17 protein-coding genes are annotated in these 22,392 nt (G+C 49.8%); 16 read left to right on the top strand and 1 reads right to left on the bottom strand.

The annotated features are described in order from the left end of the window. Window positions 1–234 precede the first annotated feature (234 nt). From DSM465_RS0115250 to DSM465_RS0115330, 16 genes are all read left to right on the top strand, one after another. Complete coding sequence (locus DSM465_RS0115250) at window positions 235–1,422, top strand: iron-containing alcohol dehydrogenase (RefSeq protein WP_029761725.1); 1,188 nt, start codon at window positions 235–237, stop codon at window positions 1,420–1,422. Between the two features lie 30 nt (window positions 1,423–1,452). After that, complete coding sequence (locus DSM465_RS0115255) at window positions 1,453–2,784, top strand: GntP family permease (RefSeq protein WP_029761726.1); 1,332 nt, start codon at window positions 1,453–1,455, stop codon at window positions 2,782–2,784. Window positions 2,785–2,800: 16 nt separating this feature from the next. Beyond that, entirely contained in the window at window positions 2,801–4,261 is a 1,461-nt protein-coding gene (locus DSM465_RS0115260; RefSeq protein WP_029761727.1) for a CoA-acylating methylmalonate-semialdehyde dehydrogenase, read from the top strand. Between the two features lie 793 nt (window positions 4,262–5,054). Then, window positions 5,055–6,506: a PTS mannitol transporter subunit IICB gene (locus DSM465_RS0115270; RefSeq protein ID WP_029761729.1), complete on the top strand. Its 1,452-nt coding sequence runs from the start codon at window positions 5,055–5,057 to the stop codon at window positions 6,504–6,506. Window positions 6,507–6,798: 292 nt separating this feature from the next. Then, window positions 6,799–8,889 (top strand): BglG family transcription antiterminator, encoded by a 2,091-nt coding sequence (locus tag DSM465_RS0115275; RefSeq protein WP_029761730.1) that lies wholly within the window; start codon window positions 6,799–6,801, stop codon window positions 8,887–8,889. 5 nt (window positions 8,890–8,894) lie between these two features. Further along, window positions 8,895–9,338, top strand: coding sequence for a PTS sugar transporter subunit IIA (locus tag DSM465_RS0115280; RefSeq protein ID WP_008879987.1), 444 nt, complete (start codon window positions 8,895–8,897; stop codon window positions 9,336–9,338). Beyond that, window positions 9,338–10,495, top strand: coding sequence for a mannitol-1-phosphate 5-dehydrogenase (locus DSM465_RS0115285; protein ID WP_029761731.1), 1,158 nt, complete (start codon window positions 9,338–9,340; stop codon window positions 10,493–10,495). Before DSM465_RS0115280 ends, DSM465_RS0115285 begins: the two co-directional genes overlap by 1 nt. A 392-nt stretch (window positions 10,496–10,887) precedes the next feature. Then, window positions 10,888–11,916, top strand: coding sequence for a tripartite tricarboxylate transporter substrate binding protein (locus tag DSM465_RS0115290; protein ID WP_029761732.1), 1,029 nt, complete (start codon window positions 10,888–10,890; stop codon window positions 11,914–11,916). Between the two features lie 55 nt (window positions 11,917–11,971). Beyond that, the gene (locus DSM465_RS0115295; protein WP_011887554.1) at window positions 11,972–12,427 is read left to right on the top strand and encodes a tripartite tricarboxylate transporter TctB family protein; all 456 of its coding nucleotides are present in this window, start codon (window positions 11,972–11,974) and stop codon (window positions 12,425–12,427) included. A gap of 13 nt (window positions 12,428–12,440) precedes the next feature. Further along, window positions 12,441–13,967, top strand: a complete 1,527-nt coding sequence (locus tag DSM465_RS0115300) for a tripartite tricarboxylate transporter permease (RefSeq protein WP_008879991.1) — start codon at window positions 12,441–12,443, stop codon at window positions 13,965–13,967. An 88-nt stretch (window positions 13,968–14,055) separates the two neighbouring features. Further along, on the top strand, window positions 14,056–15,654 hold the full coding sequence (locus DSM465_RS0115305; protein WP_029761733.1) for an ATP-binding protein: 1,599 nt from the start codon (window positions 14,056–14,058) through the stop codon (window positions 15,652–15,654). Window positions 15,655–15,667: 13 nt separating this feature from the next. Then, on the top strand, window positions 15,668–16,360 hold the full coding sequence (locus DSM465_RS0115310) for a response regulator (RefSeq protein ID WP_078172631.1): 693 nt from the start codon (window positions 15,668–15,670) through the stop codon (window positions 16,358–16,360). A 63-nt stretch (window positions 16,361–16,423) separates the two neighbouring features. Further along, the gene (locus tag DSM465_RS0115315) at window positions 16,424–17,350 is read left to right on the top strand and encodes an AEC family transporter (RefSeq protein ID WP_029761734.1); all 927 of its coding nucleotides are present in this window, start codon (window positions 16,424–16,426) and stop codon (window positions 17,348–17,350) included. 170 nt (window positions 17,351–17,520) lie between these two features. Then, a complete protein-coding gene (locus tag DSM465_RS0115320) occupies window positions 17,521–18,525 on the top strand; it encodes a LacI family DNA-binding transcriptional regulator (RefSeq protein WP_011887551.1) in 1,005 nt (334 codons plus the stop codon). Between the two features lie 28 nt (window positions 18,526–18,553). Then, on the top strand, window positions 18,554–20,101 hold the full coding sequence (gene xylB, locus DSM465_RS0115325; RefSeq protein WP_029761735.1) for a xylulokinase: 1,548 nt from the start codon (window positions 18,554–18,556) through the stop codon (window positions 20,099–20,101). Window positions 20,102–20,215: 114 nt separating this feature from the next. Further along, window positions 20,216–21,559, top strand: a complete 1,344-nt coding sequence (locus DSM465_RS0115330; protein ID WP_008879999.1) for a GntP family permease — start codon at window positions 20,216–20,218, stop codon at window positions 21,557–21,559. Window positions 21,560–21,832: 273 nt separating this feature from the next. Here the strand turns inward: DSM465_RS0115330 and DSM465_RS0115335 are convergent, their stop codons facing one another. After that, window positions 21,833–22,318, bottom strand: coding sequence for a GNAT family N-acetyltransferase (locus DSM465_RS0115335; protein WP_008880000.1), 486 nt, complete (start codon window positions 22,316–22,318; stop codon window positions 21,833–21,835). Window positions 22,319–22,392 lie beyond the last annotated feature (74 nt).

Consider the following 22,392-nt stretch of genomic DNA (forward strand, 5'->3'; position numbering starts at 1 on the left):
AAGGTTTCTCGGTTCGGGATGATCAACAACGGCAGTGGCGCCGTTGTTTTTTTGTGGTGAGAGTGAAGGAATGTCGGAAAAATGTCGGGTAGTGTAGGGAGATTGTCGGGAAGTTGTAGGGAGATGTTCTTTTAAGAAGATGAAAAATTCTTAATTGTGGATCTACTATAGCTTGGCACGAAGTTTGCATACAGAATGTGTTGAAAGCGCTGTCAATTTAAAGGAGGGGAAATCATGTACGAGTTATTAGTGCCGAATCGGGTCATTTATGGGCGCGATACGTTTCGCGAAGTCGGCCGTCAAGCGAAAGCACTTGGAACGAAAGCGCTCATTGTCAGTGACCCGGTGATGGAGAACATCGGTCTTGTCGCGCGCTGTGAGCAATATTTGCGGGAAGCGGGGCTGCCGTTGGCCACGTACACAAGGGTCGACACGGAACCGACGGATGTTCATGTGAAAGAAGCGCTTGATGTCTGCCGGAGCGAACAATGCGATGTCATCGTTGCCATCGGCGGCGGCAGCAGCATTGATGCCGCCAAGGCGGTGGCGGTGATGATGACGAATGAGGGAACGATCAGTGACTACGTTGGCAACGCCAAGATGTTCACGAAAAAACCAGTGCCGCTCATTGCTATTCCGACGACGGCCGGTACCGGTTCAGAAGTGACGAAAGTGACAGTTATTATTGATACGAAAACGGATGTCAAAATGATGATTTCCCAGCCGGCGCTCCTTCCGGCGGTGGCCATCGTTGACCCGCTTCTTACCGTTTCCTGTCCGCCTTCTGTGACCGCAGCGACTGGTGTCGATGCGCTCTGCCACTCGATCGAGGCATATATTTCCCGTCGCGCTCACCCGGTGACCGATGTGTTGGCGCTATCCGCCATTGAAGCGATCATCGGCCATTTGCGCCGGGCGTATGAAAACGGACAAGACATTGAAGCGCGAGAGAAAATGGCGATCGCCGCCATGAAGGCTGGCATGGCGTTTTCCAACGCCTCAGTGACGCTTGTACACGGCATGTCGCGGCCGATCGGCGCGCTCTTCCACGTGCCGCACGGCGTGTCCAATGCGATGCTTTTGCCGGGAGTACTCGAATTTACGAAAGAGAGCGCCATAGAACGGTTGGCGGTAATTGCCCGGCTCATTAATCCACAACTTAAAGACGTTTCCGACGCCGAAGCAGCCGATGCGCTCGTTGAGGAAGTGAAGCAGCTTTGCCGGGATTTGCACATCCCGAATATGAAAACATGGGGCATTGACAAAACGGCGTTTGACAAAGCGGTCGATAAAATGGCGGCCGACGCGCTTGCGAGCGGCAGCCCTAGCAACAACCCGAGAGTGCCGACTCATGAGGAAATTGTCGCGCTGTATCATATTTGTTACGACTATCGGTATGATACGAACACGGTCAGTCGTTAATGAAGAGACGGTCAAACGAGGGGGAAGAAGATGTTGGGGATGATTGGTTTATTGGCCTCATTAGGGTTGTTGATCTTTTTGACAATGAGAGGGATCAATATCATTATTGCCGCGCTGATCAGTTCGATTCTTGTCGCGCTGACAGGCGGCTTAAACTTGGAAAAAGCTTTGATGGAAAGCTACATGACGGGCTTTACCAGCTATTTCGCCAGTTGGTTCCTTATCTTCTTAGCCGGGGCCATTTTTGGCAAGGTGATGGAAGACACCGGATCTGCCGACTCCATTGCTCATTGGGTCAAAGAGAAGTTTGGTGCTAAACATGCTGTATTGGCGGTCGTTGCTGCCTGCGCCATTATGACATACGGCGGCGTTAGCCTGTTTGTTGTCGGCTTTTCCGTTTACCCGATCGCTGTGTCACTGTTCCGGCAGTCGAATACGCCGCATCGTTTTATTCCGGCCGCCATGGTATTCGGTTCGGTTTCGTTCACAATGACCTCTCCGTATTCGCCGGAGATTCAAAACATCATTCCGACGCAATTTTTCCATACAACGCCGGGAGCTGGGGGATGGGTAGGCCTTTTTGTCGGTGCAACGATTGCCGTGACTGGTTCGCTCTATTTAACGCGTGTTGTCCAAAAAGCGAAACAAAACGGTGAAACATTTTCTTTGCCATATCGGACTGATGACATTTCCGGCGCAGTGAGTGAAGTTGCCGCTTCGATCGAGCAAGGTGCCGGCCGTCCGCTGCCGAACATTGTGTGCGCGATGCTTCCGTTAGTGGTGGTGATCGTTTCATTAAACATTTTGGCAAAATTCATTTCTTCGACTTCAGCAGGGGTCGCGTCACTTATCCTTGGTATTGTGCTTTGTTGGGTGTTAAACGCGAAATTCGTTCGCAAATTTTGGGAGTCCATGGCGTCCGGCACTCAAGATGCGTTAGTTGCTGCCGCTAATACGTGCGCCGTCGTCGGCTTCGGGGAGGTCGCGAAAAATGTGCCAGCCTTTCAAAAAGCGGTTGACGTCCTCGTGAACATTCCCGGACCGGAACTGCTCGGATTGGGGTTGGCTGTCACGATTATTTGTGGCATGACCGGGTCGGCTTCCGGCGGTCTCGGTATTGCCTTGCCAATCTTAGCGCCGATCTATATGGCGAAAGGACTTGACCCCGGAGCCATGCATCGGGTGGCGGCGCTTGCTTCCGGAGGGCTTGATTCGCTGCCGCATAACGGGTATATTGTGACGACAATTCGCGCCGTCTGTCATGAAACACATGAGCGGACGTATAAACCGATATTCGTTCTTTCGGTTGTCATTCCGCTCGCCGGTATGTTCTTGGCTATTCTCTTATACTCTATTTTCTAGAAAGGTGGTTTTATTGATGAGCTCTGTAACCGAAACAAAGACGTTGAAAAACTTTATTGGTGGTCAATGGGTCGCTTCGACATCTGGAAAAGAAGAAATTGTGCCGAATCCGGCGACAGGAGAAGTGCTGGCGAAAGTGCCGATCTCTTCGCTCGAGGAACTTGATGCGGCGGTCGCGGCCGCCAAAGAGGCGTTCCGTGAATGGCGCAAAGTGCCGGTTCCGCGCCGTGCCCGCATTTTGTTCCGCTACCAGCAGCTGCTTGTCGAGCATTGGGAAGAGCTTGCCCGTCTCGTGACATTGGAAAACGGCAAAGTATACGAGGACGCGTACGGCGAAGTGCAGCGCGGCATTGAATGTGTCGAGTTTGCGGCTGGGATTCCGACGCTCATGATGGGCCAGCAGTTGCCCGACATCGCGACCGGCATCGAATCGGGCATGTACCGCTATCCGCTTGGTGTCGTCGCCGGCATTACGCCGTTTAACTTCCCGATGATGGTGCCGTGCTGGATGTTCCCACTTGCCATCGCTTGCGGCAACACGTTTGTGTTAAAACCGTCTGAACGGACGCCGCTACTTGCCAATCGCCTGGCTGAGCTGTTCACCGAAGCCGGTTTGCCTGCAGGGGTGCTGAATATTGTCCATGGGGCGCACGAGGTCGTGAACGGCATTTTAGAACATAAAGACATTAAAGCCGTCTCGTTTGTCGGCTCACAACCGGTCGCAGAGTATGTATACAAAACAGCTGCCGCCCATGGCAAGCGGGTGCAGGCGCTTGCCGGCGCGAAAAACCATTCGATCGTCATGCCTGATGCCGACCTCGATATGGCGGTAACGAACATCATCAACGCCGCTTTTGGTTCAGCGGGTGAGCGGTGCATGGCGTGCTCAGTCGTTGTTGCCGTCGGTGATATCGCTGACGAGTTGGTGGAGCGGCTCAAACAGGCTGCCGATCGTATTCAAATTGGCAACGGGCTTGACCAAGGCGTCTTCTTAGGCCCGGTTATCCGTGAGTCGCATAAAGAACGAACGATCAAATACATTGAAATCGGTGAAAGAGAAGGAGCGCTGCTCGTCCGCGATGGCCGCCGCAACGCTGCGACAAGCGGGAAAGGGTATTTTGTCGGCCCGACGATTTTCGACCATGTCAAGCCGGGCATGACGATTTGGACCGATGAAATTTTCGCCCCGGTTTTGTCGGTTGTCCGCGCCCGCGATTTGGATGAAGCGATTGAAATCGCCAACCGGTCGGAATTCGCCAACGGCGCCTGCATTTACACGGATAGTGCCAAAGCGATCCGCCAGTTCCGCGAAGAAATCGACGCCGGCATGCTTGGTGTCAACGTCGCCGTCCCGGCACCGATGGCGTTTTTCCCGTTCTCCGGCTACAAAAACTCGTTTTACGGCGACCTCCACGCCAATGGCCGCGACGGCGTTGAATTTTACACGAGAAAGAAAATGGTGACGGCGAGACATTAATGGTAAAGGGGGGTGTCTCAAAAGCAAAGAGACACCCCCTTTCACTGCTAAGCATCTAATGGATTCGTTATTCTATATTGGGTCTTTCACTGAGGACAGACGACTTTTTGTTAGGGTTGCTTCTTTGAAGTTGTTTTTCCGTTTTGTGGTGTAGAGAATATCGAGCGAGTCAAGGTTGACAACAACATGTCCTCAATCACTTGAGAGTTTTCAACCGCCTCCAACACTTATCCCATCACGCTTTGTTGGGTAGATCCGACGAGTTTGGTGAACAAAAGTTCACAACGAAATGGTTCATGAACATTCCACGCGCCGTTATGGAAAAGAAGAGCACAAAAGATGGGGCAATGAGGAAGCCTGCTATATTGTGTAAAAGTCGTGATCTTGTCCAAAGTTTATTACGGAAAACTACACGAGAGATCAAGATGATGATTGGAGAAAAAGCGTTTGATACCGAGTGGTCATTGATGAGCAGGTGGCTAGAATGTTATCTAAATGATTTTCCTTACGGCCAAGCGGTACAATTAGGTTTTGATTCCCAGGAAAATAATAGGAGTGAAGTCGCTGTTAGGCACTTTGCTTAAAAATGGATTTTTTCGCTAAGCATCTTTGCTAGGAGGTTTTGTAGTTAGTCGAAGAAGCGCTGTCGTCTCGCCTACTAAGCTAGGTGTTTTTCTTTTTTAAAACATGTCAATAGTCCCCTTGACAAAATCACATTTACTTATCATTGAAGGTCGGTTGTAAGCGTTTGTAATATAGAAGTACAGTCAAGCAAAAAAGGAGGAACATCTTCATGACGCATACAACCGGAAATGAAACAGGCTTCCGTGTGAAGATTCAACGGTTTGGCAGTTATTTGAGCGGCATGATTATGCCGAATATCGGAGCCTTTATCGCTTGGGGGTTAATTACGGCGTTATTTATCCCGACTGGCTGGTGGCCAAATGAGACGTTTGCCAAGCTCGTCGGGCCAATGATTACGTATTTGCTGCCACTATTAATTGGATATACAGGCGGCAAAATGATTTATGACGTCCGTGGTGGCGTCGTCGGGGCAACGGCGACGATGGGGGTGATCGTCGGCTCGGAAATTCCGATGTTTTTAGGTGCAATGATCATGGGTCCGCTTGGCGGCTATGTGATGAAAAAAGTGGATGCCCTCTTCCAAGGAAAAGTGAAGCAAGGGTTTGAGATGCTTGTTAACAACTTCTCAGCCGGGATTATCGGCGCTCTGTTGACGTTGCTCGCCTTTAAAGGAATCGGTCCGGTCGTCACCGCCATCAGCAAAACATTAGCCTCTGGAGTAGAAAAAATCATCGATTGGCACTTGTTGCCGCTGGCGAGCATTTTCATTGAGCCAGGGAAAGTGCTGTTCTTGAATAACGCGATCAACCATGGGATTTTAAGCCCACTTGGCGTCGAGCAAGCGGCACAAACTGGAAAATCGATTTTATTCTTGTTGGAAACCAACCCTGGTCCAGGACTCGGGATTTTGCTGGCGTACTGCTTGTTTGGTAAAGGAATGGCAAAACAATCGGCACCGGGGGCGGCTATTATCCACTTTCTAGGCGGGATTCATGAAATTTACTTCCCGTACATTCTTATGCGCCCGATCTTAATGTTAGCGGTAATTGCCGGCGGAGTGAGCGGAGTGTTCACGTTTACGGTTCTCCACGCCGGACTGGTAGCCGTGCCGTCGCCAGGAAGCATTTTTGCCCTGCTGGCGATGACACCGAAAGGGAATTACTTCAGTGTGCTTGCTGGCGTGTTTGTCGCCACAGCGGTGTCATTCCTCGTAGCTTCGATTTGCTTAAAAACAGCAAAACAAAACGAAGAGGATGAAGATTTGACGAAAGCAGCGGAAAAAATGGAACAGCTGAAAGGGAAAAAGAGCCAAGTAGCTGCAACTCTGCAACAAAAAGATGAAGCTGCTTCGGCAGGCGTCGCTTCAGCGGTTCCTGACCGTGTGAAAAAAATTGTGTTCGCGTGTGACGCAGGAATGGGATCGAGTGCGATGGGAGCATCGATTTTGCGAAACAAAGTGCAAAAGGCTGGACTCAGTATCGAAGTAACGAACACCGCGATCAACCAACTGCCGGCAGACGCCGATATTGTTATCACCCATCAAAATTTAACCGACCGGGCGAAAGCAAAATTGCCAAACGCTTACCACGTATCGGTCGAAAACTTCTTGAACAGTCCGAAATACGATGAGTTGATCGAACAGTTAAAACAAAACGCATAACATAGCAGTAGACGCAGGGGAATCATGGCACCTCTGCGTCTTTATTTACACCTTGCGCGAACGGCATCCTTTGTCTCGGCCTGCACGCATCAGCTTGACTGGCAGACATCTTTTCAAACGACGAAAACGGCCGAGGTATGCGAAATTAAAAACTGTCAACAATAACAATGACGAAAATAAAACATCTAATCATTGTAAAATCGGAAAAAAAGCCCTTACAATAAGAAGGAGAAGAGAATCAAACATTTTAAAAATGTCAACAGTAACGCCCCAAGATAGGAGGTGAACGGCGATGTACGTATCGGCGCGGGAGCGAAAGCTGCTTGAGCGTTTGTTAGTAGGAGGGCGAGAGATAACAGTCGGCGAGCTGGCCGAAGAGCTGAATGTCAGCACCCGCACGATCCACCGCGATTTGCAAGGCCTCGAATCCGTTTTGCGGCACTACGGACTTGAGCTGGTGAAAAAAGCAGGGGTCGGCATTCGTCTCGTTGGGGAAGAGAAACAAAAGCAGGCGCTGGCTGCCGAGCTGCTTCATCTTTCTCACCGTGAATATACGCCGGAAGAACGGCAGTTGATGATTTTAATCGCCTTGTTAGAAGCCGGTGAGCCAGTGAAACTCGTCTCACTGGCGAACGACTTGAACGTCACGGTTGCCACTGTCAGTTTGGATTTGGACAAATTGGAACAAACGGTTGAAGCGTACGGGCTTTCGCTCATTCGCAAGCGCGGGTACGGGGTGGAGCTTGCCGGTTCCGAATCAGCGAAACGGCGTCTCATTAGCGAACTGCTATTCCGCCATGTCAATGAACACGAGTTTTTGGAGCTGATGAAAGAGACGATTCAGAAGCGGTCAGATGATCCGCTTGATACGGTGGCGGAAAAGCTGCTCGGGCTTGTGGATCGAAAAAAGCTTGCCATCATTGAGAAACAAATCGAGCAAGTAAAAGAAAAGCTCCCATTTACGATGGCGGACAGTTCGTACATCGCCTTCGTCGTCCATTTGGCGCTCGCCATCGAGCGCATCAAGCGGGGGGAAGCGATTCATTTCGACCCGCACGATTTGCGGACGCTCCAGGCAGCGAAAGAATTTGCGATCGCCGAAATGCTCGCTGAATCGTTGGAAAGAGCTTTTGGCATTAACATTCCAAAAGAAGAAATCGGCTATATGACGATGCATTTAATGGGAGCGAAATGGCGCAGCCGTCAAGGAATGATGATGGAGGAGCCGAGTTTGGTTGTCGGCATGAAAGCGCAACAGCTCATTCGTTTCGTCAGCCGTGAGCTTGGAGTCGATCTGTCCACCGACCGCACGCTATACGAAGATCTCGTCGTTCACTTAAAACCGGCGTTGTACCGTTTAGAGCACGGGATGGGGGTCGCCAATCCGCTCCTGGATCAAATTAGGAAAGACTATCCGGAGCTGTTTGCGGTTGTCGCCAATGGAACGAAGCAGCTGTTTGGCTACATTCCGGTGCCGGAGGAGGAGATCGGTTACTTGGTGCTCCATTTTGCGGCTGCGCTCATGCGGGAGAAAAAAGGTTGGCGGGCGCTCGTTATTTGTTCGAGCGGGCTCGGAACGGCGAAAATTTTAGCGACAAGGCTGAAAAGAGCGATTCCGGATATCACTGTCATGGAGCAGGCGTCTGTCTTTGAATTGAAAAAGAAAGATTTGCGGGCGTACGACCTCGTCATTTCGACCGTGCCGCTTCCGGAAGAGTACGGGCCGCATGTCATCGTCAGTCCAATGCTCACCGAAGAGGAAGCGCGGGCGATCCGCCAGCGGTTGGAACGGAAAACAGCTGTGGAAAAGCGGAGGGAAAACGAGTCCATTGCACGTCGAAATCGGTCGATGCTCGCCACGATGAAAGCCGTTCGACGCATCAGTGAGACGATCATCCATCTTTTGGACGGTTTTCTCCTTGAGATGGTCACTTGTCGTTCGATCCATGAATTATTGATGAACGCGTGCCGTCGCCTCGAGCGAAACGGGGTTCTTGTCGATGCCAAAGTCGTCATCGAGGAGCTGGAGCGCCGCGAGTCGCTAGGCGGGCTCGGCGTTCCCGGCACGAAGCTGGCGCTTTACCACGCCCGCAGTTTCTCTGTCCTTCGTCCATCGCTGACGATGTACCGGCTTGATGAACCACAAACGGTGGCAGGCATGGACGGGGAGCCGATGGAAGTAAACACGGTTGTACTGCTTCTTGGCCCTGCCGATGCGGATGAAGAGATGCTTTCCGTATTGAGCCAAGTGAGCACTTTGCTCGTCAAGGACGAACAAAGCACGGCCACGTTGGCTCGTGGCGGCGAAAACGAGGTATATTCGCTCGTTAGCAGCCATTTAGAACAATTTTTCGATCATTATTGGACAACAACGAAGGAGTGAAGGTCATGTTGGCTTATTCAATTTTAAAGAAAGAAAACATTGTGCTAAATGCTCAACCAAAAACGAAAGAAGAAGCTATTCGCCTAGCTGGCGAAGTGCTCGTCAAGCAAGGGTATGTGGATCCATCGTATATTGATGCAATGCTTGAGCGCGAACAGTTGACGACTACGTATATCGGCAACAATGTCGCTATCCCGCACGGAACGGAAGAAGCGAAATCGCTCGTTAAGCAGTCCGGCATTTCGATCGTGCAAGTTCCAGGAGGCGTCGACTTTGGCGGGGGCAACCAAGCAACGATTGTCATCGGCATCGCCGGAAAAGACGGAGAACATTTAGACATTCTTTCGAAACTCGCGCTCGTCTGCGCGGAAGCGGACAATGTTGCGGCTATGGCGAACGCCAAAACAGCGGAGGAAATTCTTACGCTGCTTAATGAGGTGAACGGCTGATGCGGGCCGTTCACTTCGGCGCAGGCAATATTGGCCGCGGTTTTATCGGCAGCCTGCTTGCAGCGTCGGGATATGATGTCGTGTTTGTCGATGTCAACGAACAAATTGTCCGCCTGCTGAAGGAGCGGGGAGAGTATCGCGTTATTATTGCCGGCGAGCGGCAGGAAGAACAATGGGTGCGCGGTGTTTCCGCACTCAACAGTCAAACCGAACAGGATGATGTCATTGAGGCGATCGCGTCCGCTGATTTGGTGACGACTGCGGTCGGCCCGCACATTTTGCCGGTCATTGCGCCCGTCATCGCCGCCGGATTGGAGCGACGATTCACGGTTCATCAGAAGCCGCTTCACGTCATTGCATGCGAAAATATGATCGGCGGCACGGAAACGCTGAAACAGCATGTCGTTACCCATCTTTCCGAAGCCGGACGGCAGCTGGTGGAAGAATGTGTCGGGTTCCTTAACTGCGCGGTCGACCGCATCGTGCCGAATCAGACGAATGACGATCCACTCGCCGTCACGGTTGAGCCGTTTTTCGAATGGGCGATTGAGATGAAAAACACTATCGGCGCCGTTCCCCCGATTCAAGGGGCACATTTTGTCGCTGACCTAGGACCGTATATCGAGCGCAAATTGTTTACAGTTAATACCGGCCATGCGTTGGCTGCCTATTTAGGTTATCAAAAACAATACCGAACGGTTCAGGAAGCGATGAAGGATAGCGGCATCCGGGAGAGTGTCGAGCAGGCGCTCCGCGAGTCAGGAGCCGTCTTAGTGAAAAAGCACGGCTGGGATGAACAAGAGCACCGTTCGTATATTGAAACGACGATCGGACGTTTCACCAATCCGTCCCTTTCCGATGACATCGTCCGCGTCGCCCGTTCACCAATCCGCAAGCTCGGGCCGAACGATCGGCTTGTCGCACCGGCTGTGCAATATTACACTTTATTCGAACGTGTGCCGTCCGGACTTGTCAAAGGCATTGCTGCGCTGCTGTTGTTTGATGAGACCGGCGATGCCGAAGCAACTGCTCTCCAGCAAACGATCGAACAGAGCGGTGTCGAAGGAGCGCTCGTCCAATATGCAGGGCTTGACAATAGCCATCCGCTCGTCGTGGCGGTGAAGGAAGAATATAAGAAGATGCAAAAAGAGCAATAAAGATAAGGGGTTCGTCTCGTTTTACCGCTAGCCTTCACGGCTGGCGGCATTTTTTTTGTGAATATGAACATGCCGATTATCGTCTTTTCCGTTACAATGCTATCGATCAAAACGAATCTTCGTTTTCACTATAGTTTCTGTTTTTATGCAGAATCTTAAGAAAGGCTTCCCCTTCACCAATGTTCCTATTTCTCTTGTTCATTCTGTCATCGAAGCTCCGTGAGATAAAGTAAGACGGGGGAGTAAGTCCTTACAAATCCTCTTTTTTGAGTTTACGTTGTCATGAACAAAATGAACAAAATTCATTTTATTTTCAAAAACTTCACACTTCATATAGTAGCGTGATAATGTTATATTTGAAAACGTTATCAAAAGCAAGGGGGCAAGGGAGGATGAAAAAAACAAGATGGAGGGGTTTACTAGCGGCTGCAATGATGACGCTAGCACTGGCGGCATGTGGAGGAAATGAATCGGCAGGGTCCAAACCGTCCAACTCGTCTGCTACGAATTACCCGCCGAAGCCAATTACTATTGTTGCTCCGTCTGGAGCGGGCGGCGGTTGGGATTTAACGGCTCGCGCAATCACGAAAGTGCTCGATGAGTCAGGTCTTGTTAAACAGACGATGATCGTTGAAAACAAACCGGGCGGTGGCGGGGCGGTCTTTATGGCCGAATACGCTACCCAAGAAGCAAAAAACGATTATAAATTATTTGTCAACTCACCACCCATTATTATTAACAATTTGAAAAAAGAAGGAAACAGCCCGTTTGGCTACAAAGACACGACGCCGCTTGCTCAATTGACGAAAGATTTCGGAGCCATTGTAGTTAAGGCCGATTCAAAGTTTCAAACATTGACCCAATTGCTCGACGCGATTAAACAAGATCCGAAATCGGTCACTGTAGCTGGAGGATCAGCACCGGGCTCGATGGATCATTTAGTCGCCATTCTGCCAATCTATAAAGCTGGCATTGATCCGAAATCGATCAAATATGTTTCGTACGATGGTGGTGGCGAGGCGATGGCTGCGTTGCTTGGCGGCAATGCTGATGTGATCGCAACCGATGCGTCTTCGGTCGGTGAGTATTTGAAAGCCGGAAAAGTGCGGGTGTTGGCGGTTTCGGCTCCAGAGCGCCTTGACGGTGTACTCAAAGATGTGCCGACGATGAAAGAGCTTGACATTGATGCGGAATTTACAATTTGGCGTGGGATTTTTGGACCAAAAGACATGTCTCGAGAAGCGAAAGCGTTTTGGGAAGAGACATTGAAAAAGTTGTCTGAGCACGAGAAATGGAAGGAAGAGCTGCAAAAACAAGGTTGGGAAGCAGAGTATCGCAATTCGGATGAGTTTACGAAGTTTTTGCAAGAGCAAGAGCAACAAGTCGGGGACCTTCTGAAGTCGCTTGGCATGTACAAGTAAACAAAGGGGGAAGAAGATCCTTCCCCTTTTTCGCAAAAAAGCCGGAGGTGAAGGGATGAATAAAACAGCTGACCGGATCGCGGCCGTGGCATTCTTAGCGATTGGCGCCTTGTTTATGGTGGAAAGCTTGCGCCTATCGAAAAGCGCTTATGGTAGTGTGGTGGGACCGAACGTGTTTCCATTTTTGCTTGGACTCATTCTTGTGTTATTAAGTGTCAAACTGTTGTTTGAAACACGGCGCTATGCGGAGGCGGCAGATGAGAAACCGCCACGACAATATAAAAAGTTTCTCATCATTTTGGTCGCCGCCATCTTGTACGCAGCTTTGATGGAAACCATTGGTTACGTGATTATGACTTTTCTTTTCCTCGTGGTCGGATTTCAAACGATGGCGAAAGGAACATTATGGAAGTCGGTTGTTGTTGCGGCTGGTTTTTCGCTAGGTGTCTACGGCCTTTATGTCAAACTGTTGCAAGGAACATTGCCAAGTTGGCCGGTGTGGTTCCAATGAAAGGAGGGGCAGCATGAGCACACTATCGTTTTTACTCGATGGATTTCAGACGGCGTTGCAGCCGCATAACTTGCTGTTTGCTTTTATTGGAGTGCTGATCGGCACGACGGTCGGTGTGCTGCCTGGGATCGGTCCAATAAGCGGGGTGGCGCTGCTCATTCCTGTAACAGCGTCGATGACGTCTGGTCTTAGCCCGGAACAGGCGGCAGCAAGTTCAATCATTTTGCTGGCCGGTGTGTATTACGGCGCGATGTATGGTGGCTCGACGACATCGATTTTGCTTAATACACCCGGGGAGTCTTCGTCGGTCGTTACGACGCTTGATGGCTATCAGATGGCCCGCCAAGGAAGAGCGGGGGTGGCGCTCGCCATTGCTGCGATCGGCTCTTTTGTCGCCGGAATCGTTGCGCTAATCGGCCTTGTATTATTAGCTGAGCCGTTATCGAATGTTGCGTTGAAGTTTGGTCCGGCGGAATATTTTTCGCTGATGATGCTTGGGTTGGCGGCGGTGAGCGGACTGGCCGGCAAATCGATGACAAAAGCGTGGATCATGACCGTGTGCGGTTTGTTACTTTCTACGATTGGACTTGACAACGTTTCCGGCGTGGCACGTTTTACGTATGACATTTCCTATTTATATGGAGGCTTGGAGTTTTTAACAGTAGCAGTTGGTCTATTTGCATTAGGAGAGGTGTTCAAGTCCATTCTCCATAATGAGAAGAACGACGGGGAAATTGCCAAAATCGGGCGTATCTTGCCGACCAAATCGGACTTGAGAGAAAGTGCGGGGCCGATCGCTCGCGGGTCGCTGCTTGGGTTTTTCACCGGTGTGCTGCCAGGAGCCGGAGCAACACTAGCTTCCTTTTTCTCCTACATTCTTGAAAAGAAAGTGAGTAAACATCCAGAGAATTTTGGTAAAGGAGCAATCGCAGGAGTGGCGGCTCCGGAGTCAGCGAACAATGGTGCATCCGGGGGGGCAATGATTCCGCTTTTGACGCTCGGTATCCCAGGATCGGGGACGACAGCGATCCTCATGGGCGCGCTTATTATGTACAACGTCCAACCCGGCCCGCTTTTGTTTGACGAGCATCCTGAAGTGGCCTGGGGGTTGATTGCCAGTATGTTTATCGGCAATGTAATGTTGTTAATCCTCAACATGCCGCTCGTCAAAGTGTTCGCGAAAATTATCCAGACGCCGACGAAATATTTGCTGCCGCTGATTATTGCCATTTCCGTGTTCGGCGTGTATGCGGTGCAAGTGACGACGTTTGATGTGTTCCTGCTGCTGGCGTTTGGTCTGCTTGGCTATTGGCTCGCTCAACATGACTATCCGCTCGCGCCGCTCGTTTTAGGACTAGTACTCGGGCCGATGATCGAAAACAATATGCGCCGGGCCTTGACAGCATCGAACGGGGATTACCTCGTTTTCGTTGAAAAGCCGATTTCTCTTGTTTTATTGATCATTGCCTTTTTATGGATCGCTGTGCCAATGGTCATGAAACTACGAGGAAAATCGATCATCGTCAACGAAGATATGTAATAGAAGATATGTAATAATTAAGGAAGAAAGACGTTTCGCCTAACACGCGGACGGTCTTTCTTTATTTTCTATTTTGAGAGGAAGGACTATGAAGCTTCAGACAAGGTTAATGGTCATTATTTGTTCCCTGCTATTATTTGTGATCATTTTTCTGACTTTTTTGTTTCAACATATGTTTGCTGCTACACTGAAAGAGCAAATCGGAATGCGGGCGCTGAATGTAGCGGAGACGGTCGCTTCGACTTCGCTTGTGCGCGAGGCATTTCGTGACTCAAATCCGTCCGTGCGTTTGCAGCCGTTTGCAGAGCGCATTCGCCAAAAGACAGGGGCGGAATACGTAGTGATCGGCAACCGACAAGGCATTCGTTATGCCCATCCGCTGACGGAACGAATTGGGAAGTCAATGATTGGGGGAGATAACAAGGAGGTACTGAAAGGCAAATCCATTATTTCTGAGGCGGTCGGTTCACTCGGTCCAGCCATCCGCGGGAAGGCGCCGATTTTTGATGAGAACGGAAGCGTGATCGGCATTGTTTCGGTCGGGTTTTTGTTAGAAGATATTCAGCGCACCGTGTGGTCGTATAGCATGAAGATTTTCTTTTTTTCCGTTCTTGCACTTTTGTTTGGGGCAGTTGGTGCGGTGGCGATTGCTAAGGCAGTGAAAAAATCGATTCACGGCCTTGAACCGGAAGAAATCGGCTTGTTGTACCAAGAAAAACAGGCAATTTTAGAGGCGATTCGTGAAGGAATCGTCGCCATCAATCAAGAAGGGACAATTACGATGGTCAATCAAACTGCTTTGAAGTTGCTTGGCTATGACAATGAGCGTAACGTATTAGGAACGCCTATCTTGCAACTGATTCCCCATTCCCGGCTGCCTGAAGTAATTCGAACGGGACAAGCGGAATATGATGATGAGATGGTTTTAGGAGGAGAGACCGTCATTGCGAACAGGATTCCGATCAAAAACAAGCAAGGACGGGTGATCGGAGCGGTATCGACGTTTCGCAACAAGTCGGAGTTGTACCGCCTGACGAAAGAGCTGTCACAGCTGCGAACCTATGCCGATGCATTACGCGCGCAAACGCATGAGTTTTCCAACAAACTGTATTTAATCTCAGGCCTGATTCAGCTTGAATCATACGAAGAGGCGCTAGAACTCATCACAAAGGAAACAGACTTGCAGCAAAACATCGTTCGATTTGTCATGAAAGAAATCCCTGACCCTATCATTGGTGGACTGCTGCTTGGCAAATTCAACCGTGCCAATGAGTTAAAAATAGCATTTGAAATTGATCGGGAAAGCAGTTTTCGAGATGTACCTCCATGGATGGATCGCGATCATTTGGTGACGATTATCGGCAACTTGTTGGATAACGCGATGGAAGCGGTTCTTCACAACGGAAAAGAAGAGAAGCGAGTGACCGTTTTTTTGACCGACCTCGGCAATGACTTGATTATTGAAGTCGAAGATAACGGATTAGGCATCGATCCGGCTGTGGCAGAACGAATATACGACCGCGGTTTTTCGACCAAAGCCAGCGGACTCCGTGGGTATGGACTTGATCTTGTCAAGAAGGCGCTGGAAATGCTTGACGGGCAAATCACTTATCAATCGAAACAAGGGGAGGGAACGGTGTTTACCGTCATTATTCCGAAGCAGCTGGCCGACGCCAATCATCATTGAGAGGGGGATAGAGATGTCGATGATTCGCGTGCTGATTATCGAAGACGACCATCGTATTGCCGAGATTAACCGACGCTTTGTGGAAAAAGTAGAAGGGTATGAAGTTGTTGGCATTGCCACGAACGCCGAAGAGGCAAGGGAACTGACCGAAGTGTTGCGGCCGGACGTATTGTTGCTTGACGTCTATTTTCCAGATATGAACGGTATCTCTTTCTTGAAATGGGTTCGTCAACGTTTTTCTAATATTGATATTATCATGATCACAGCAGCACGGGAAATTGATACGTTGAAACAGGCGCTGCATGGCGGAGTATTTGATTATATCATCAAACCGATTATGTTCAACCGTTTTGCCGAAACATTAAATCGCTATAAAGATTACCATGACAAAATGCAGCAATGGATGAAAGAGAAAGAATGGATCGGCCAAGAAGATGTCGATGAACTGATAGGGAGAGAACTGTCGGCCAAGGAGCAGCCCTCGTTGCCAAAGGGCATCCAGCCGTTGACGCTTGAAAAAGTGCTAGTTGTCGTGAAACAATGCCGGGATGGAGTGACGGCCGAAGAAGTCGGACAGCAAATTGGTATGAGCCGAACGACGGCTCGTCGGTATTTAGAGTACCTTGTCTCCACAGGACAAGTGCTGGCCGATATTGCTTATGGATCGGTCGGACGCCCGGAACGGATTTATAGGAAGAGAGGGTAAGCAAGGTTCTCGTTTAGAAAAGCATAGCGGCTTCCATATGCACAAAGAAAGCGGGGGAGAGTGTTGGCCGTTTTTAGTGGCATTTTGCTTCAAGTGATGGTTCCTATGTTGCTCATTGTCGGAGTGGGAGCGCTATTGCACCGTTTGTTTCATTTTGACATGAATACATTGTCCAAACTGAATATGTATGTGCTGTTGCCAGTGGTCGCGTTCATCAACGTGTATGACAGCGAGTTGAGCGGGAAAGTGTTGGCGGCTATATTCGGTTTTCTTCTTTTACAAAGCAGCGGGTTGATCGTTTTGAGTATGATGATGGCAAAATTGTTCAAACTCGAACGAAGCAGGGCGGCAGTGTTTCAAAATACGATTGTTCTGAATAACTCTGGCAACTTTGGCATTCCTGTCAGCCAACTTGTGTTTCACCAACAACCACTCGGGGCAGCCATTCAAATTGTCGTGACCATATTTCAAAACTTTCTCACCAATACATATGGCGTTTATCAGTTTGTTTCAGGAAACGGGAAAAAAGGAAAGTGGGTTGCCGAGCTATGGAAAAATCCGGTTCTTCATGCGTTGTTGCTAGGCGTCGTTTGCCGTTGGCTGCATGTCCCGGTTCCATCATTTTTATGGACTCCACTTCAACGCATCGCTGATGCGTTTTTAGCTATTGCCCTCTTTACATTAGGAGCACAAATCGCTTACGCTCGTTTTACCGCTTTGCCGCCACTGTTGTATGCGAGCGTGTTTGGACGCCTGCTCTTTTCGCCGCTATTGGCTGCGGCATTCATCTTTCTGTTAGGGATTGAGGGGGTGACTGCTCAGGCGTTGCTCATCGCCAGTTCCTATCCTTGTTCACGCAACACGGCGCTGTATGCGCTCGAGTATGATTGCCATCCCGACTACGCCGCCCAGGCGGTGCTTCTGTCAACGCTATTAAGCGCCATTACCGTGACCGGTGTTGTATATGTTGCTCGGTTGTTATTTTCATAAGCTTCTTGTGGGTGGCGGTGTGAAAAGAAGTCTGCCACCTCCGCGGGTAGAGAGAATAATAAAATAAAGAAAATAGTTGTAAACCGCTTTCACTTGTTTTATAATAAAGCTAAACCGGTTTATGAAAGCGCTTTTGAACTAAATCGATTTAGTACAAGAGAGGGATTCTGTTGAAAAAAGTAACGATGGCTGATGTCGCGAAACTGGCCAACGTTTCCAAAAGCACGGTCTCGCAATATTTGAATAAACGCTATGAATATATGAGTGAAGAAACAAGAAAGCGCATTGCCCAGGCGATCGAAGAACTCGGCTACCAGCCGAACGTGATCGCCCGCAGTTTGAAGCAAAAGACAACAGCGACGATCGGCGTCATTGTGTTTAATATGCTTCATATGTTGACGACGCAAGTGCTACACGCTATTGAAGAAGAATGCCAAAAGCGTGAGTTTCAAGTGATCGTCTGCAACTCCGGCGATGACCCGGAAAAAGAGAGAAAATATATCGATATGCTGCTCGCGAAACAAGTGGACGGGTTGATCGTCTTTCCGACGGGAAAAAACGAAGACGTTTACCATCGCCTTGTCGCCGAGCGGTTTCCGATCGTCTTTGTCGACCGGATGGTGCCGGGGGTTGAGGCTGATAGTGTGCTGTTAGACAACTTTGGTGCGGCAGAGATGGCGGTTGATTATTTGGCCGCCCATGGTTATGACCGCATCGCTATTGTCACTCCGCCGCTTGTCGCCCACAACGTGCCGCGGATGGAACGGCTTCAAGGGTTTCGGATGGCGATGGAAAAAAGAGGCCTTAAAGTTGATGATAGGAGTGTGATCGCTGCCGAGGCCGCCGAGCTGCCTGGGGAATTGCAAAAGCGGTTCGCTGCCCCTGAACGGCCGAACGCGTTGTTTGCAATTAACGACTTAACGTTAATGGGCATTTTACGGTTCGTGAAAGAAACTGGCATTCGCGTGCCAGATGAGTTAGGACTGATTAGCATTGATGATGTGCCATTTGCCGATATTTACACGCCGATGCTGACGACGATCGCCCAGCCGACGTTTGCGATGGGGAAAAAAGCAGCTGAACGCGTGTTCGAGCAAATGGATCAGGAGCGAACGCGCAAACCGCGTGTGTTTCGTTTCTCCCCGACATTGGTGGAACGGACATCGATCAGATGAGAAAGCAGATAAGGAGGGAGGAGAAACGATGGCGATTTCTGAGGATGTTGTCATTGGCATTGATATTGGAACGACAAGCACGAAAGCGGTTGTTTTCGGAGAACGTGGGCGGGTATTAGCTTCCCACGCGGTTGATTATCCAATCATCCAGCCGCATCCGGGATTTGCGGAACAGGACCCGGAAGAGCTGTTTGCCGCGGTCATTCAAGCGGTCGGGGCGGTGACGGTCCGCCATGGGATTCGTCCCCAGCAGGTGAAGGCGATTGGATTGAGTGCGGCGATGCACTCGATCATGGCGCTTGACGAATCAGGACGGCCGCTCACTCGCTTAATCATCTGGGCCGACAACCGGAGCGTCGTTCAGGCGGAGCGATTGTTGAAAGAGCATCATGGACTTGATATTTACCGGCGGACGGGGACGCCAATTCATCCGATGTCCCCATTGCCGAAATTGCTTTGGCTGAAAGAGGAGGAGCCGGATGTATTCCGACAGGCGCACCGTTTCGTGTCGGTGAAAGATTATGTGCTGTATCGGCTGTACGGTGACTATGTCACCGACCATTCGCTCGCCTCAGCGACAGGCTTGTTCCGCCTCGATACGCTCGATTGGGATGAGGATGTGCTTTCACTTCTTGGCATTGGCCGCGAACGCCTGCCTCGTTTGGTTCCAGCCACGCACATTCTGCAAGGAATGAACAAAGAATGGGCCGATAAAATGGGGGTATCTCCTGATGTTCCAGTCGTCATCGGTGCGAGCGATGGCGTGCTCGCCAATATCGGTGTCGGTGCCGTGCTCCCAGGTGAGGCGGCCATTACGATCGGGACGAGCGGGGCGGTGCGGACGATTGCGACCACACCGACAACCGATGAAAAAGGCCGAACGTTTTGTTATGCGTTAACCCCTGGTTATTGGGTCGTTGGCGGGCCGACGAACAATGGCGGTATTTTGCTTCGGTGGCTGCGCGATGAGTTTGGCGCCCAAGAGCGAGAAGTGGCGAAAAAGCTTGGCGTCGATCCATACGACTTGTTGACGAAGTATGCGGAACGCGTTCCACCCGGAGCGGAAGGATTGGTGTTTTTGCCATTTTTATCGGGCGAGCGGGCCCCATATTGGAACGCGAACGCACGCGGAACATTTTTTGGCCTTGGCCTTCACCATAAGCGTGAACATTTCATTCGTGCCGTGATGGAAGGCGTCTGTTTCAGCATCGTATCGGTGGCGCTTGCCATTCGCGACGTGACAGGACCAATGGCGGAAATCCGCGTCTCAGGCGGTTTTGCAAAATCTCCATTTTGGCGGCAAATGCTTTCCGATATGCTCGGTAAGCCGCTCATTGTGCCGCAAACGCACGAGGCATCGGCATTAGGAGCAGCGGCGGTGGCGCTTCATGCGTTAGGTGAAGTGCCGTCCTTAGAGATGGTGAAAACGTGGATTGATACGACGGCTCGCCATGAACCGAAGGAGGAACATACGCTTATTTACGCAGAGTTGTTTGATTTGTATGCCCGTTTGTATGAGCGGTTAAAAGCGGAGTTTGATATCATCGCTGCGTTTCAGCGGCGGAGTGGAGAATAGCATTTTTGAACTAAATCGGTTTATTAGCGGAAGAGAGTGAGTTTGCCAGCAACGCTTTCTCTTCCGCTCTCCTACTTGCAGTTGAGGCGACTTTGATGAACAGGAGGAAGAAAAATGTCTGACTCAGCCTTGATCCTTATCGTCATTGCCGGGATTAGTTTACTATTGTTTTTGATTATTCGCTCAAAGCTTCATGCGTTTGTTGCCTTGTTGCTTGTTAGTTTGCTTGTCGGTGCAGCTGCTGGCATGCCGCTAGACAAAGTCATCGAGTCAATTCAAAATGGAATGGGTGGTACACTTGGCTTTGTGGCAGTGGTTGTTGGGTTAGGCGCTATGTTTGGGCAAATGCTAGAAGTATCTGGGGGAGCCGAACGGCTGGCTCAGACGCTCATCAATAAGTTTGGAGAGAATAAAGCACAATGGGCGCTCGGTCTGACAGGGTTTATTGTTGCGATTCCGGTCTTTTTTGATGTTGGTTTCATTATTCTTGTTCCCATTGTCTATGGCTTGGCGCGGAAAACAGGGCGTTCACTTTTGTATTATGGCATCCCGCTTCTAGCTGGGTTAGCTGTCACGCATAGTTTTGTGCCACCAACGCCAGGTCCGATTGCTGTTGCAGATTTGATTGGTGCTGATCTTGGATGGGTCATTTTATTCGGTTTTATCGCCGGTCTTCCAGCGATGATTGTAGCTGGCCCACTGTTTGGAAAATATATTGCCAAAAAAATTCACGCTACCGTTCCAGATTATATGGATATGAAAGAAAAGCAATGGGAGAAAGACCTCCCGGGGTTTGGGACGATTGCCGGTATCATTTTTATTCCGCTCGTGTTGATTTTGTTGAATACGGTTTCAGGAGCTGTTTTGCCAGAGGGGAACGGGATAAGGGCGTTCTTAACCTTTTTAGGCCATCCGTTTGTCGCGCTGACGATTGCGACATTGTTGGCGTTTTACTTGCTTGGGCAAAAAAGAGGGTTCACTAAGCAAGAAGTACAAGATATTGCCACAAAATCATTGGAACCGGCTGGCATTATTATTCTTGTCACCGGAGCCGGGGGTGTGTTCAAACAAATTTTGATCGATTCCGGCGTCGGAAAAGTGTTAGCAGACATGATGGCAACTTCTTCCTTGCCACCGATCGTACTGGCGTTTCTTATCGCTGCGATCGTCCGTGTGTCCCAAGGTTCGGCAACTGTGGCCATGGTAACAGCTGCTGGCCTGATAGCACCGTTAATTGAAACACTAGGATTAAGTGGTCCGATTTTAGGAATGATTGTTATTGCCATCGCTGCCGGGGCAACGATCCTTTCACACGTCAACGACTCTGGTTTTTGGCTCGTCAACCGTTATTTCGGTCTCGATGTGAAAGATACGCTGAAATCGTGGACGGTCATGGAGACGTTGATTGCACTTGTCGGTTTTGTCGTTGTATTGATTTTGAGTTTGTTTGTGTCATAAAAACGAGTAAGAAGAAAGAAGAGGATTTGGATAGAGGGTGTCTCAAAAGCAACGAGACACCCTTTCTTACTATGATATACACACTGGGCAGCTTTGCAGTTCTATATCTCGTGTTCCATCGGAGACCAATGGTTTGTCACTATATATTCAAAAGGCACAGTGCTTCCATGGCAAGTGCAGCGAAAAATACTTTTTTTGATTGAGAAAGAATAGTTTTTAGTACAATAAAAAATTATTTACAGAAGAAAATGGTTTGTTTTCATCAAGTCGCTTTTACCTATCATCAAGCCGTTTCACAAGCAACAGCTCATCCCGAATCGGAATGCCATCGGGGCTCATAAAGGGAATGCTTGGCTTGATTTGCCGTGCTTTGTCGACAGCATTCGGAAAGACATTGACGATTTGATAGCCGCGCTTTTGGTAGAAACGAAGCGCATGCAAGTTGTCATTCGTCGTAATTAATCGAACAGCGGCACATCTTTGTTGTCTCGCCCATGTCTCTGCCGCACGCAAAAGGGCGCTGCCGATGCCCTGATTTTCCACTATGCTGTCTAACGAGATGATCTCGCATTCGTTTTCGCGAATGAGGAACGTAATGAGCCCGACGATTCGCTGTCCATTCTCGACAGCGGCAAATCCATCCAGCTCGTTGCAGTGATAAACACCAGTCGAGACAACCATTTCCGGACTCCCCCAATGGTCGGTGAAAAACTGATTGACCAGAGCGCGGTCCAATTGTTTCGTTGGGACGATGTTCAAGGTGAGTTCCCCCCCCTCTATACCAGTGATCATTGTTTTCTATTATGGCTCTTCACCACAAAATGTACTTGACA

This window comes from Geobacillus thermodenitrificans subsp. thermodenitrificans DSM 465 (assembly GCF_000496575.1).
GTDB lineage: Bacteria > Bacillota > Bacilli > Bacillales > Anoxybacillaceae > Geobacillus > Geobacillus thermodenitrificans.